Source organism: Streptomyces sp. NBC_00322 (genome assembly GCF_036147535.1).
In the GTDB taxonomy this organism is placed as follows: domain Bacteria; phylum Actinomycetota; class Actinomycetes; order Streptomycetales; family Streptomycetaceae; genus Streptomyces.
Map to the genome: position 1 here is coordinate 4000687 of NZ_CP108019.1, position 12903 is coordinate 4013589.

Genomic DNA, 12903 nt, shown 5'->3' on the forward strand with positions numbered 1-12903 from the left:
GCGGGGGCGCGTCGGCTGTCCTACCGCTCGTGACCGAGGAGGAATTCGACACCTTCTATGCGGCCTCTTTCCCGCGCCTGGTGGGGCAGTTGTACGCGTTGACGGGGGATCACGGCGAGGCTCAGGACGTGGTCCAGGAGGCGTTCGTACGGGCCTGGGACCGTCGTGCCTCCTTCCTGGCCGAGGCGGCTCCGGAGGCGTGGATCCGCACGGTCGCGATGCGGCTCGCGGTGAGCCGCTGGCGGCGGGCGAGGCGGTGGCTCGAGCTGGTGCGGCACCATCCGCCGGCGGACCGTACGCCGGGGCCCGGGCCGGAGCACACGATGCTGGTGGAGGCGCTGCGGCAGCTGCCGGAAGCGCAGCGGCAGGCGGTGGTGCTGCACCATCTCTGCGACCTGAGCATCGAGCAGATCGCCGCGGAGACGGGATCTCCGGCCGGTACGGTCAAGGCGCGACTGTCTCGTGGGCGGGCCGCGCTCGCGAAGTTGTTGTCTCCCGGGGAGTCCGCCGACGAGAGGGAGGGGAGCCATGTCTGAGCACGAGCCGGACGCGCTCGGCTCCGCGTTGCGGGTGCTGGCCGCGGATGCACAGGCGCCGCCGTCGCTGTCGGGTGGGCAGATCCGGCGTCGCGGTGAGGCGCGGGGCAGGCGTCGGCGGGTCGTGGGGACGGCGGCTGTGGCCGTTGCGCTGGTGGCGGGGGTCGCGTTCGGCCTCCCCCAGGTGATGGGTGCGGGTGGGGCCGATCGGCCGCCTGCCGCGTCGACACCGAGCCCTTCGTTGCCGACACCGCCGCCCTTGTCGGCGGCCAGCCTCGACACCCAGAACATGGTGCTGACGGTCACCGGGCGCGACGGCCGGTCGCGCTCGATCGACGTGTGGATGAAGGAAGGCACCGCCTTGATCCGGCTCACCGTCGCCGACAAGTACCCCAAGGGCACGTTGCCCGCCGACCTGCTCCCGGAGGGCAAGTACGTGTACGGCGCGCAGTGGGTGGTGAAGCTGACCAGGACAGGCGGTTCTCCCGTCTACATCGCGCAGGCGTCCAAGATCACGAGAGTTTCCTCGAACGTGATCGCAGTGGGCTCAGACGATGCGAAGTGGGTCTACGACCAGCTCAAGGTCGGGGACGTGATCGTCCCCAACTAGGGGGTGCGGCGGCGCAGGGTCGCCGCGCCCAGGGTGAGGACGAGGATCGCGCAGGCCGCGACGATCAGGACGTCGCGGGTGAAGTCGCCTGTGGCGTCCGGGTGGCGCAGGACCTGGTTCATCGCGTCGACGGCGTACGACATGGGCAGGACGTTCGAGATCCCTTCCAGGACGGGCTGCATCTTCTCCCGCTCGATGAACAGACCGCAGAGCAGCAGCTGCGGGAAGATCACGGCCGGCATGAACTGGACCGCCTGGAACTCGGAGGCGGCGAAGGCCGAGACGAAGAGGCCGAGCGCCGTGCCGAGCAGGGCGTCGAGGAGTGCGACGAGGAGCAGCAGCCAGGGCGAGCCGATGACGTCCAGGCCCAGTGCCCACAGCGCGAGGCCGGTGGCGAGGAGGGACTGGACGACGGCGACGAGTCCGAAGGCCAGGGCGTAGCCGCCGATCAGATCGCCCTTGCCCAGCGGCATGGCGAGGAGGCGTTCCAGGGTGCCGGAAGTGCGTTCGCGCAGGGTGGCGATGGAGGCCACCAGGAACATCGTGATCAGCGGGAAGATGCCGAGCAGCGAGGCGCCGATGGAGTCGAAGGTCTGCTCGCTGCCGTCGAAGACGTACCGCAGCAGAAAGAGCATCACGCACGGCACGAAGACCATCAGCGCTATGGATCGCGGGTCGTGGCGCAGCTGTCGCAGGACCCGGGCGGCGGTGGCGAGGGTGCGTGAGGTGCTCATCGGGCGTTCTCCTCAATGGCCTGGGTCTGCGGCATCCGGGTCCTGCGGTCATCGGCCCGGCGGGCGTTGGCTTCGTCGACCAGGTGGAGGAAGGCGGCCTCGACCGTCTCCGAGCGGGTGCGCAGGCGCAGGTCGTCGGGGCTGTCCTCGGCGAGGATCTCGCCCTCGCGCATGAGCAGCAGGCGGTGGCAGCGCTCGGCCTCGTCCATGACGTGCGAGGAGACGAGGATCGCCGCGCCGCGCTCTTCGGCGAGGCGGTGGAAGAGGTTCCACAGGTCGCGGCGCAGGACGGGGTCGAGACCGACGGTCGGTTCGTCGAGGACGAGCAGTTCGGGTGCGCCGAGCAGGGCGACGGCGAGGGAGACGCGGGTGCGCTGGCCGCCGGAGAGCCTGCCTGCGAGGGAGTCGGCGTGCGAGGTGAGGTCGACATCGGCGATGGCGCGGGCGACGTGTTCGCGGCGGGCCTCGCGACGGCGGCGGCCGGGTTCCAGTACGGCGGCGAAGTAGTCGAGATTCTGGCGGACCGTCAGGTCGTCGTAGACGGAGGGGTCCTGGGTGACATAGCCGATCCGGGAGCGGAGGGAGGCGTCGTCGGCGGGCTTGCCGAGGATCTCGAGGGTGCCGGTGACCTTGGCCTGCGTGCCGACGACGGCACGCATCAGGGTCGATTTTCCGCAGCCGGACGGGCCGAGGAGGCCGGTGATACGGCCGGGCGGGACGGTGAAGTCGATGCCGCGCAGGACGGTGCGGTCTCCTCGTACGACGGTGAGGCCGCGGGCCAGGACAGCCAGGCCAGAAGAATTCATCATGCGATGAATAATGCGCCTGGGCCTGGACCTCGTCAAGAGATGGGGGGTGCGTCAGGGGCATCCCCCATGGCGCTCCGGGGGAAAGGCGGCGGACTGTGGACATATGAGCCACAACAGTGAGATCTCGAAGACCGAGCGGCGGCGGCTCGCCATCGCCTCGGCGACGCTCGGGCCGTGGCGTGCGGCGGCGGCGGTCGGCGGGCTGGGCGGCGGGGTTGCCCTCGCACTCGGGGCGATCGACGACGGAATCGGACTGGGCATGCTGGCCGGGGCGTTGTCGGTCGCGCTGATGCTGTTCTTCATGGTCGGCGGGGCCGGGGCGGTGCTGGGCGATGCACCGTCGGCTGCCGGGGCGGCCGATACGGACCGCCGCATACGCCGCTGGGCGGCGGCCCACCCGTGGCGGGTCGCGGCGGTGCCGGGGGCTCTGATGGTGGCGTCGGACGTGGTGGTGCGGCAGGTGCTGACGTCGCAGGGGTTCTTCGGCAGCCTGTGGGAGGGGCTGTGGCGGGGGGCGCTGGTGGTCGGTGTGGTGGGCGTGGTGGGGCGCGTGTCGCGGGGCCGTCGGTGAGGTGGGCGTGGGGGAGTCGGCAGATACGCGCGGGCCTTACCGGGTGGACGATCCCGACGCGCGGACTGTGACACTGAGCTCGACCGCGTACGCCTCCTCGACGACGCCGTCCGGAAAGACCTTCAGCAGTTCGGCGCGCTCCCGGGCGAGGAAGGACGCCGTGGCCTGCGCGCCCAGCACCAGGAAAAGGGAGTGGCTGCCGAGGTTGTCGAGGTGGGTGTCGAGACAGACGCGCCGGGTCCAGTGGACCCGCCGCTCCGCCCGCTCCACCCCCTCCGGCAGGCGCCGGGCCGGGCCGGCGGCTCCATGTGCGCCGTTCTTCAGCTCGCCGCGGAGCCGTTCGTCCTGCGCGGCTATCCACGGGACATCGCTGTCCGAGACGTTCCACCACAGTGCCAGCGCACCGCCCGGCCGCAGCACCCTGAGCGCCTCCGGGAAGGAACGTTCCGGGTCGGTCCAGTGCCAGGACTGGGCGTACGCGACGAGGTCGGCGCAGCCGTCGGCCAGCGGCAGTGCGTCGCCAAAGCCCAGCACGAGCGGTATGTCCGGCAGGGCGCTGCGCAGTTGGGCCGCCATACCGGGGCCCGGCTCCACCGCGGTGACGTGGGCGCCGCGCTCCCGCAGCAGCCGGGTCGCGATGCCCGTACCCGCGCCGACGTCGATGACCCGGGAGCCCCTGAGGGGACGGCCGGTCAGTTCCTCGACGGCGTCGAAGAGAGCGGGCGGGTAGCCGGGGCGGGCCGCGTCGTACTGGGCTGCCGCAGTGTCGAAGGAGAGCCCGCGCCGCGCGTGATCTGTTTTCGTCATGCGTTCCATCCTCACCGCGACACGGCTATTTACGCTGGGACTTGGCGCCCTTCGGCCTGCGCGCGGCCGGATTGCCCGCGCGGGCGCCGCGGCGCTTCTCGTACTGGCTGCGAGCCGTCTCGTACTCCTCGCGGTGCAGCTTCTCGCCCGGCGCCTCGGCCAGCGAGCGGAAGAAATACGCGAGGAGTGCGCCGACGAAGCCGATCACCTTGAGGCTGCGAAGCGAGTCCTCGCCGACGGAGCCGGTGGGGCGGCGGGTGAAGCCCTCCCAGGTCTTGCGGAAGGCGACGGCGCTGCAGATCGCGAAGGTGACGACGACCAGCATGTTGACGAAGCCGCCGATGTCGGCGATCGCCAGGCCCTGGTAGGCGAAGCGCAGGACGAGGCAGCCCGCGAGCGCGGCGATGAGCGAACCGGCCGCTACCGCGGCGCGGCGCGGCCCGTAGCCCCCGTCGTGGCCCACCCAGGTCGTACCGAAGAAACGGATGGGCTCGGGCTGCGGGCCGTCACCGGCGCCGTCAGTGGTGTTCTGGATCTGGTCGCTCACGGGGCGATTATCCCCGTACCGTCACGAGCAGCGGATGGTCACATAGCCATCGCTGCCCGTGTTCACATACGCGTCGGAGACGTACTCCCCGTTCGCGATGTTGTCCCACAGGTTGGACGTGCCGTACGGGCCGCTGATCCACTCCCCCGGCTTCTGGCAGTTGATCGGCACCCGCGACCCGACCGGCAGCACCCTGATGAGCCGGTAGTTGGTGCCGGGACCGCTGCGGACGTTCAACGCGACGCCCGGCGCGACCGGGTAGCGCTTGACCGTGGTCTCCTCGAAGCTCTCCGACTCGCTCCGCACTTCTTCGACAGCCATGAAACTCTCCCCCGTCAATGCGACTTGACCAATGTGGCTTGATCCGTACGGTTCGCCCGTACGCCGCGCAGGCTAGCAAGCCACACCGGCATCGGACGCATCATCGACTAGGCTCCGTGCGTCGCGCGTGTGCACGAACATCACGGGGGTGGGGAAATGCCACCGCTGCGCAGCACCGGTCAGTTCCCGGAAGCGGAGCATCCGGAATATGCCGGGCAGTACCGGCTTGAGGCATGCCTCGGCAATGGCGGCATGGGTGTGGTCCATCTGGCCACCTCTGCCTCGGGGTTGCGCCTCGCCGTCAAGGTCATCCATGCCGAGCACGCGTCGGACCCGGAGTTCAGAGCCCGGTTCCGGCAGGAGGTCGCGGCTGCCCGGAAGGTCAGCGGGGCGTTCACCGCGCCTGTGGTCGATGCCGACCCGGAGGCCGAACGGCCCTGGATGGCCACGCTGTTCATCGAGGGCCCGACGCTCGCCGAGCGGGTGAAACGGAACGGGCCGCTGGGCGCACAGGAGTTGCGCAAGGCGGGCGCGGGCCTGGCCGAGGCGCTGCGCGACATCCATCGCGTCGGCGTGGTGCACCGCGATCTCAAGCCGAGCAACGTACTTCTCGCGCCCGACGGCCCCAAAGTCATCGACTTCGGCATCTCCCGTCCCGCGGACAGCGATCTGCGTACGGAGACGGGCAAGCTGATCGGTACGCCGCCGTTCATGGCGCCCGAGCAGTTCCAGCGCCCGCGCGAGGTCGGGCCGGCAGCCGATGTGTTCGCGATGGGCGCGGTGCTGGTGCACGCGGCGACCGGGCGCGGGCCCTTCGACTCGGACAGCCCGTACATCGTGGCGTACCAAGTGGTGCACAACGAACCGGACTTGGCGGGGGTGCCCGCGGACCTCATACCGCTGTTCCGGCGCTGTCTGGCGAAGGACCCGGACGAGCGGCCGACGCCGTACGAGCTGATGGTCGCGCTTCGCGGATCGTCACCCTCGTCCTCGTACGACACCCAGGCCTACATACCGGTGCAGCGGACGCCGGACCCCCGCGAGAACGTGCCCCCGGGCCTTGCCGCCGGGCCGCGGCCGCGGCGGCGGCTGGGCCGGAAGATGAAGTGGGCGGCCGCGGCGGTGGCGGTGGCGGTGCTGGTCACGGCGGGGTTCGTGGTCGCCGGGTCGCTGGCGGACGGCGGGAGCCCCGGACGCGCTCACTCCGCGCCGCGCGCCGAACAGGGCTTCCACGGCTGGAGTGTGCCCCTGCGCGGCGGGAACGACGAGAACAGGACACCGGTCTGCGCGGCGGCGGACGGGGGGCTGTACTGCGCGGCGCCCGGGATCAAGGCGGCCCGGCTGGACCCCGACGACGGCAGGATCCTCTGGTCGCAGAAGGCGGCCGACAGTGCGGCGCAGACCGACGAGGGCATGACGCCCGTGCTCTCCGGAGGGCTGCTTCAGGTTGTCGCGCCCGGCGGGAACCGGCTTGAGGCGCTCGACCCCGAATCCGGCACGGTGCGCTGGGACGTCGACATCTCCCCGTACTCCTCGGTCCGGTACAGCGGCGACGTGGTGCTGCTGGTGACCGACAGCGGGCGGTTGCGGGCGGTCGACGCCGCGACGGGCAAGGAACGCTGGACCCGGCAGCGCGGCGGACGCGGCACCCAGTGGGTCTCGTCCCCGGGCGGCGACGGGCCCGCGCTGGGCGCGACGCCCGCGCCGGACGGTACGACGACGCTGGTGAGCGCGGTCGATCCGGGCAGTGGAAAGCTGCTGTGGGAAAAGCGGGTCAAGGGGTCGCTGAGCCCGGTGCGGTTCGTTGGCGGGGCGCTGTATCTGCTCGCCGCGAACGCCGACGGCTTCACGGACGCGGTCGTACGAATCGACACCGCGGGCGGCAAGCGTGCTGTTCGCCGGATCGTGCTGTCCGCGCCGCTCGACCAGGCGCAGGCGGCGGTGGCGGTGTCCGGGGACGTCGTCTACCTGAGCGGGTCGGGCGGTTCGCTGATCGCCCTCGACACGAGCGGGAGGAAACCCGCGCAGCTGTGGCGCCTTGAGACCCAGGTCACGCATCTCTCGCGTCCCGCGGCGGACGGGCGCGCGGTGTATGTGACGGCGGGGGACGGGCGGCTGCTGGCGGTGGACGCGGTGCGGGGGGTGCTGACCGGTCAGTCGAAACCCCGTATGGACGACGGGCGTTACACCTTCGCGTCGGCGCTGCCGGCGCCGGTGGCGGGGGGCGGGAGGGTGTACGGGATGGCGCCGGACGGGTCGGTGTTCGCGCTGGACGGGCGGGGCGCGGCGGGGTGGTGAGGGGCGCGGTGCGGCGCGGGCAGGGCTAGGGCGTGTTTTAGAAGTAGCGCCGTACGCCCGTAGGGCGGGCCCCGCGGCGTCTGGTGCGTGCAATCGCAAGGCGGAGGGTCGCCCTCGTACTGGACGTACTTGGGCGACTCCGACAACACCGCGAGTGTGCGTGCCAGGCGTCGCGGGGCAGGCGCGACTTCTAAAACACGCCCTAGATGTGCGGCAGGGCCGCACATCCAGCCCGTCCGGCGTTTGAGGACACGCGCGAAGCACGTACGGGGTCTGGGTTTACGGGATGGGGGTACCTCCCACGGCCGCCAGGCCGTAGGGGGAGGGCGGTAGGGGACAAGGCCGCCGCAGGCGCCGGGTCGAGCAGCGCCCCCGGTTGGTCAGCCCAGCCGGGACACGTCCCGGACCGCTCCCTTGTCCGCGCTCGTCGCCATCGCCGCGTACGCCCGCAGCGCCGCCGAGACCTGCCGGTCGCGGTTCTTCGGCGCGTAGACGCCACCCAGCGCCTCACGACGGGCCGCCAAGTCGTCCTCCGACACGAGGAGTTCGATCGAGCGGTTCGGGATGTCGATACGGATGCGGTCGCCGTCCTCCACCAGGGCGATGACGCCGCCCGACGCCGCCTCAGGTGAGGCGTGGCCGATCGAGAGGCCCGACGTGCCGCCGGAGAAGCGGCCGTCCGTCACCAGTGCGCAGGCCTTGCCGAGGCCGCGGCCCTTCAGGAAGGACGTGGGGTAGAGCATCTCCTGCATACCGGGGCCGCCCCTGGGGCCCTCGTAACGGATGACGACGACGTCGCCCTCCTTGATCTCCTTGCGGAGGATCTTGTCGACGGCCTCGTCCTGCGACTCGCAGACGACCGCCGGGCCCTCGAAGGTCCAGATCGACTCGTCGACACCGGCGGTCTTCACGACACAGCCGTCGACCGCGAGATTGCCCTTGAGGACGGCGAGGCCGCCATCCTTGGAGTACGCGTGCGCCGCGTCGCGGATGCAGCCGCCCGCCGCATCGGTGTCCAGCGTCTCCCAGCGTTCCGACTGTGAGAACGCCGTGGCCGAGCGGACGCAGCCGGGCGCCGCGTGCCACATTTCGACTGCCTCGTCCGACGGCGAGCCACCGCGCACGTCCCAGGTCTCCAGCCACTCCTTGATGCCGGGCGAGTGGACGGTGTGAACGTCCTCGTTGAGCATTCCGGCCCGGTAGAGCTCGCCGAGGATCGCGGGGATGCCGCCCGCGCGGTGCACGTCCTCCATGTAGTACGTGCCGCCGGGGGCGACGTTCGGGGCGACCTTGGCCAGGCAGGGCACCCGGCGCGAGACCGCGTCGATGTCCTTGAGGTCGTAGTCGAGCCCGGCCTCCTGGGCGGCGGCGAGCAGGTGCAGGATCGTGTTGGTCGAGCCGCCCATGGCGATGTCGAGGGCCATGGCGTTGTCGAAGGCCGCGCGGGTGGCGATATTGCGCGGCAGGACCGACTCGTCGTCCTGCTCGTAGTAGCGCTTGGTGATCTCGACGACCGTGCGGGCGGCGTTCTCGTACAGCGCCTTGCGGGCGGTGTGGGTGGCGAGGACGGAGCCGTTGCCCGGCAGGGAGAGGCCGATGGCCTCGGTCAGGCAGTTCATCGAGTTGGCGGTGAACATGCCGGAACAGGAGCCGCAGGTCGGGCAGGCGTTCTCCTCGATACGCAGCACGTCCTCGTCCGAGACGTTCTCGTTGACCGCGTCGACGATGGCGTTGATCAGGTCGAGCTTGCGGACCGTACCGTCGACGAGGGTGGCCTGACCGGCTTCCATGGGGCCGCCGGAGACGAAGACGACGGGGATGTTGAGGCGCAGGGCGGCCATCAGCATGCCCGGGGTGATCTTGTCGCAGTTGGAGATGCAGATCAGCGCGTCCGCGCAGTGCGCCTCGACCATGTACTCGACGGAGTCGGCGATCAGGTCCCGGGAGGGCAGGCTGTAGAGCATGCCCGCGTGGCCCATGGCGATGCCGTCGTCGACCGCGATCGTGTTGAACTCACGGGGCACGGCGCCCGCGGCCAGGATCGCGTCGGAGACGATCCGGCCGACCGGGGCGAGGTGGGTGTGCCCGGGGACGAACTCCGTGAAGGAGTTGGCGACCGCGATGATCGGCTTGCCGATGTCCGAGCTCGCTACGCCCGAGGCCCGCATAAGGGCGCGGGCGCCCGCCATGTTCCGGCCGTGGGTGACAGTGCGGGACCGCAGCTCGGGCATCGTCGCTCGCTCCTTCGGACGGATCCTTCAGGCAGATCCTTCAGACAGATAGGACTGCAAACCAGCCTACGCCGAGGCTCCAAGATCTGGACACTCCGTCCGCTATACGGGACGTGCGGCTCACGCTTCGGTCGTCACGCTTCGGTCGCTCACGCTTCGGTCAGATACCGCTGGAGCGTGGGCGCCACCATCTGCACGATCTCCTCGGGCTCCACCGAGGCCAGCGGCTCCACCTTGATCACATAGCGCAGGATCGCGATGCCGATCATGTGCGAGGCCGCGAGCTCCGCGCGGAGCTTCGGATCCGGTACGTCAAGCTCCCCCGCGATCCGCTCCAGCAGCCGCCGCAGCACAAAGCCGCGCAGCACCTTGGCCGCCGCCTCGTGCGTGAGCGCGGAGCGGACGATGGCCAGCAGCGGGCCCCGGGTCGCCGGGTTCTCCCACACCCCGATGAAGTAGCGGGCGAGCCGCTCGCCGATGCCCTCGTTGCCCTGGCCCAGGATGGCCGGGACGACCAGGGCCGGCTCGAAGGAGACCTCGATGGCGGCCGCGAAGACCTCGTCCTTGGTACCGAAGTAGTGGTGCACGAGGGCCGGGTCGACGCCCGCGGCCCTGGCGATGCCGCGGACGGTCGTCTTGTCGTAGCCGCGCTCGGCGAATTCCGTACGGGCCGCCTCAAGGATCCGGTCCCGGGCGCCGGGCCCCTCGTCGGTCTTGGTACGGGCCGGGCGGCCGCGCCGCCGCGGAGCCGCCGCACCGGTCATGAGCCGCGCACTCCCGAGGAGGCGGCCGACGCGAGGTGCAGCCGGGTGAAGGCGAGCGCCTCGGCCAGGTCGGCTTCGCGTTCGGCTGCGGACATCGCGCGCCTGGTGTTGACCTCGATGACGACATGGCCGTCGAAGCCGGACCGGGCGAGCCGTTCGAGGAGCTCGGCGCAGGGCTGGTTGCCCCGCCCGGGCACCAGGTGCTCGTCCTTCGACGATCCCTTGCCGTCGGCGAGATGCACATGACCGAGCCGGTCGCCCATCCGGTCGACCATGGCCATGGTGTCGGCGCGGGAGGTCGCGGTGTGCGAGAGGTCGATCGTGAAGTGCCGGTAGTCCTCTTGGGTGACGTCCCAGTCGGGGGCGTACGCGAGCATCTCGCGGTCCCGGTAGCGCCAGGGGTACATGTTCTCGACGGCGAATCGGATGTCCGTCTCGTGCGCCATGCGCCAGATCCCGCTGACGAAGTCACGGGCGTACTGCCGCTGCCAGCGGAACGGCGGATGCACGACGACCGTCGACGCGCCCAGCTTCTCGGCCGCCGCCTGCGCCCGCTGGAGCTTCGCCCAGGGGTCGGTGGACCAGACCCGCTGGGTGATCAGCAGACACGGCGCGTGGACGGCGTGGATCGGCACCCGGTGGTAGTCGGACAGGCGACGCAGGGCCTCGATGTCCTGGCTGACGGGATCGGTCCAGACCATGACCTCTACGCCGTCGTACCCGAGGCGTGCGGCAATCTCGAAGGCCGTCGCCGTGGACTCCGGATAGACGGAAGCCGTCGACAGGACAATCTTCGCATCCGGGATGCGCACCACTGGTTCTGCCACGGGTGACAGCGTACGGGCCAACACTAGGAAGCCGGGAGGTGGTCGAGACGCCGCAGGATCACGCCCTCGCGCAGCGCCCAGGGACAGATCTCCAGGACCGGTACGCCGAACAGCTCCATCGCACCCTCCGCGACCAGGGCTCCTGCGAGCAGCTGGCGGGCGCGGCCCTCGGAGACACCGGGGAGCGTGCTGCGCTGCTCGACCGTCATGGTGGCGAGTTTCGGCACCCACTCCCGCAGCGATTTGAGACTGAGCTCACGCTGCACGTACAGCCCCTCGGTGGAGCGCGCGGCGCCCGCGATACGGGCCAGCTGCCGGAAGGTCTTGGAGGTCGCCACGACGTGGTCCGGCTTGCCCAGCCGGGTGAACTCTCCGACCGTACGGGCGATTTCGGTCCGCGCCTGGCGGCGCAGCGCCCTCACGTGCTCGGCGTCGGGCGGGTCGCCCGGCAGCATCCCGGCCGTCAGCCGGCCCGCACCCAGCGGCAGCGACACGGCCTTGTCGGGCTCCTCGTCGATCCCGTACGCGATCTCCAGCGATCCGCCGCCGATGTCCAGGACCAGCAGCCTCCCGGCGGACCAGCCGAACCAGCGGCGGGCCGCGAGGAAGGTGAGGCGGGCCTCCTCCTCACCGGTCAGCACCTGCAGATCCACGCCGGTCTCGGCCTTGGCCCGGGCGAGGACCGCGTCGGCGTTGGTGGCCTCACGCACCGCGGATGTGGCGAACGGCAGCACCTGCTCGCAGCCCTGGTCCTCGGCGGCCTGCACCGCCCCGGCGATCGTCTCGATCAGCCGGTCGATTCCGGCGGGGCCGATCGCCCCGTCGTCGTCGAGAAGTTCGGCGAGCCGCAACTCCGCCTTGTAGGAGTGGGCGGGCAGGGGGCGGGCGCCGGGGTGCGCGTCCACCACCAGCAGGTGCACTGTGTTCGAACCGACGTCGAGGACTCCGAGTCTCATGGACCGAACGCTACTGCGGTCGCGGACATACCCTTGGCCTGTGCCAAAGACGAAAAAGGCGAAGCCGGGCAAAGCCAAGCCCCCGAAGCAGAACAAGCGCGACCGGGACGGCGTGCAGAACGCTGTGCCGGACGCTGTGCCGGACGAGAAGGGCCTGGACTTCGCACGCGCGTGGGTCGAATTCCCGGACCCCGCCGACGACGAACAGGTCTTCCGCTGCGATCTGACCTGGCTGACCTCGCGCTGGAGCTGCATCTTCGGCAGCGGCTGCCAGGGCATCCAGGCGGGCCGCGCGGACGACGGGTGCTGCACGCTGGGAGCGCACTTCTCCGACGAGGACGACGAGAAGCGGGTCGCGGAGAATGTCGCGCGGCTGACTCCCGAGCTGTGGCAGTTCCACGACGTGGGCGCGGAGACGGGCTGGGTCCAGCTCGACGAGGACGGCGAACGCCAGACGCGGCGCTGGGAGGGCTCCTGCATCTTCCAGAACCGTCCCGGGTTCGCGGGCGGGGCGGGCTGCTCGCTGCACATCCTGGCGCTGCGGGAGGGCAAGGAGCCGCTGGAGACGAAGCCGGACGTGTGCTGGCAGCTGCCGGTGCGGCGGACGTACGACTGGATCGAGCGGCCCGACGACACGAAGGTGCTGCAGGTCTCGATCGGCGAGTACGACCGCCGGGGCTGGGGTCCGGGCGGCCACGACCTGCACTGGTGGTGCACGTCGGCGACGTCGGCGCACGGGGCGGGGGAGCCGGTGTACGTGACGTACCGGCCGGAGCTGACGGAGCTGATGGGCAAGGCGGCGTACGAGGTACTGGTGGAGCTGTGCGAGGCGCGGCTGTCGTCCCAGCTTCCTCTGGTGGCGCCGCATCCGGCGGACCCGAAGAGGGACTGA

General features: G+C 70.9%; 14 protein-coding genes. 5 read left to right on the top strand and 9 right to left on the bottom strand.

All coding sequences use genetic code 11. From position 1 onward, the window contains the following. Positions 1-29: 29 nt before the first annotated feature. Together OG905_RS18035 and OG905_RS18040 are read left to right on the top strand one after the other, a co-directional pair. Positions 30-536 (top strand): SigE family RNA polymerase sigma factor, encoded by a 507-nt coding sequence (locus tag OG905_RS18035; RefSeq protein ID WP_328672880.1) that lies wholly within the window; start codon positions 30-32, stop codon positions 534-536. Further along, a complete protein-coding gene (locus tag OG905_RS18040; protein ID WP_328672882.1) occupies positions 529-1146 on the top strand; it encodes a hypothetical protein in 618 nt (205 codons plus the stop codon). Before OG905_RS18035 ends, OG905_RS18040 begins: the two co-directional genes overlap by 8 nt. Here OG905_RS18040 and OG905_RS18045 read toward each other — a convergent pair. Together OG905_RS18045 and OG905_RS18050 are read right to left on the bottom strand one after the other, a co-directional pair. Then, positions 1143-1880, bottom strand: a complete 738-nt coding sequence (locus OG905_RS18045; protein ID WP_328672884.1) for an ABC transporter permease — start codon at positions 1878-1880, stop codon at positions 1143-1145. The genes OG905_RS18040 and OG905_RS18045 overlap by 4 nt on opposite strands. Further along, positions 1877-2689, bottom strand: coding sequence for an ABC transporter ATP-binding protein (locus tag OG905_RS18050; RefSeq protein WP_328672887.1), 813 nt, complete (start codon positions 2687-2689; stop codon positions 1877-1879). Before OG905_RS18050 ends, OG905_RS18045 begins: the two co-directional genes overlap by 4 nt. A 103-nt stretch (positions 2690-2792) precedes the next feature. On the opposite strand from OG905_RS18050, the gene OG905_RS18055 reads away from it, so the two are divergent. Then, complete coding sequence (locus OG905_RS18055; RefSeq protein ID WP_328672889.1) at positions 2793-3260, top strand: hypothetical protein; 468 nt, start codon at positions 2793-2795, stop codon at positions 3258-3260. Positions 3261-3296: 36 nt separating this feature from the next. Here OG905_RS18055 and OG905_RS18060 read toward each other — a convergent pair whose 3' ends face one another. The 3 genes from OG905_RS18060 to OG905_RS18070 are packed head-to-tail and all read right to left on the bottom strand — an operon-like array spanning position 3297 to position 4935. Continuing rightward, on the bottom strand, positions 3297-4067 hold the full coding sequence (locus tag OG905_RS18060; protein ID WP_328672890.1) for a class I SAM-dependent methyltransferase: 771 nt from the start codon (positions 4065-4067) through the stop codon (positions 3297-3299). 25 nt (positions 4068-4092) lie between these two features. Next, positions 4093-4614 (bottom strand): hypothetical protein, encoded by a 522-nt coding sequence (locus OG905_RS18065; protein ID WP_328672892.1) that lies wholly within the window; start codon positions 4612-4614, stop codon positions 4093-4095. A gap of 21 nt (positions 4615-4635) precedes the next feature. Then, entirely contained in the window at positions 4636-4935 is a 300-nt protein-coding gene (locus OG905_RS18070; protein WP_328672894.1) for a peptidase, read from the bottom strand. 156 nt (positions 4936-5091) lie between these two features. On the opposite strand from OG905_RS18070, the gene OG905_RS18075 reads away from it, so the two are divergent. Next, the gene (locus OG905_RS18075) at positions 5092-7233 is read left to right on the top strand and encodes a serine/threonine-protein kinase (protein WP_328672895.1); all 2142 of its coding nucleotides are present in this window, start codon (positions 5092-5094) and stop codon (positions 7231-7233) included. 380 nt (positions 7234-7613) lie between these two features. On the opposite strand, the gene ilvD is transcribed toward OG905_RS18075, so the two are convergent. The 4 genes from ilvD to OG905_RS18095 all read right to left on the bottom strand — a co-directional run bounded on the left by ilvD (position 7614) and on the right by OG905_RS18095 (position 12011). Next, on the bottom strand, positions 7614-9464 hold the full coding sequence (ilvD, locus tag OG905_RS18080) for a dihydroxy-acid dehydratase (protein ID WP_328672897.1): 1851 nt from the start codon (positions 9462-9464) through the stop codon (positions 7614-7616). Between the two features lie 149 nt (positions 9465-9613). Next, positions 9614-10228 (bottom strand): TetR/AcrR family transcriptional regulator, encoded by a 615-nt coding sequence (locus OG905_RS18085; protein WP_328672899.1) that lies wholly within the window; start codon positions 10226-10228, stop codon positions 9614-9616. Then, the gene (locus OG905_RS18090) at positions 10225-11055 is read right to left on the bottom strand and encodes a sugar phosphate isomerase/epimerase family protein (RefSeq protein WP_328672901.1); all 831 of its coding nucleotides are present in this window, start codon (positions 11053-11055) and stop codon (positions 10225-10227) included. The genes OG905_RS18085 and OG905_RS18090 overlap by 4 nt, the downstream gene beginning before the upstream one ends. A gap of 23 nt (positions 11056-11078) precedes the next feature. Beyond that, positions 11079-12011, bottom strand: coding sequence for a Ppx/GppA phosphatase family protein (locus OG905_RS18095; protein WP_328672903.1), 933 nt, complete (start codon positions 12009-12011; stop codon positions 11079-11081). 40 nt (positions 12012-12051) lie between these two features. On the opposite strand from OG905_RS18095, the gene OG905_RS18100 reads away from it, so the two are divergent. Further along, positions 12052-12903, top strand: a complete 852-nt coding sequence (locus OG905_RS18100; protein ID WP_328672905.1) for a hypothetical protein — start codon at positions 12052-12054, stop codon at positions 12901-12903.

Excerpts from the sequence above, each read along its gene's own strand:
- OG905_RS18070 (WP_328672894.1), bottom strand. The coding sequence starts at position 4,935 with ATGGCTGTCGAAGAAGTGCGGAGCGAGTCGGAGAGCTTCGAGGAGACC.
- OG905_RS18060 (WP_328672890.1), bottom strand. The coding sequence starts at position 4,067 with ATGACGAAAACAGATCACGCGCGGCGCGGGCTCTCCTTCGACACTGCG.
- ilvD (WP_328672897.1), bottom strand. The coding sequence starts at position 9,464 with ATGCCCGAGCTGCGGTCCCGCACTGTCACCCACGGCCGGAACATGGCG.
- OG905_RS18075 (WP_328672895.1), top strand. The coding sequence starts at position 5,092 with ATGCCACCGCTGCGCAGCACCGGTCAGTTCCCGGAAGCGGAGCATCCG.
- OG905_RS18050 (WP_328672887.1), bottom strand. The coding sequence starts at position 2,689 with ATGATGAATTCTTCTGGCCTGGCTGTCCTGGCCCGCGGCCTCACCGTC.
- OG905_RS18045 (WP_328672884.1), bottom strand. The coding sequence starts at position 1,880 with ATGAGCACCTCACGCACCCTCGCCACCGCCGCCCGGGTCCTGCGACAG.
- OG905_RS18040 (WP_328672882.1), top strand. The coding sequence starts at position 529 with ATGTCTGAGCACGAGCCGGACGCGCTCGGCTCCGCGTTGCGGGTGCTG.
- OG905_RS18085 (WP_328672899.1), bottom strand. The coding sequence starts at position 10,228 with ATGACCGGTGCGGCGGCTCCGCGGCGGCGCGGCCGCCCGGCCCGTACC.
- OG905_RS18055 (WP_328672889.1), top strand. The coding sequence starts at position 2,793 with ATGAGCCACAACAGTGAGATCTCGAAGACCGAGCGGCGGCGGCTCGCC.
- OG905_RS18095 (WP_328672903.1), bottom strand. The coding sequence starts at position 12,011 with ATGAGACTCGGAGTCCTCGACGTCGGTTCGAACACAGTGCACCTGCTG.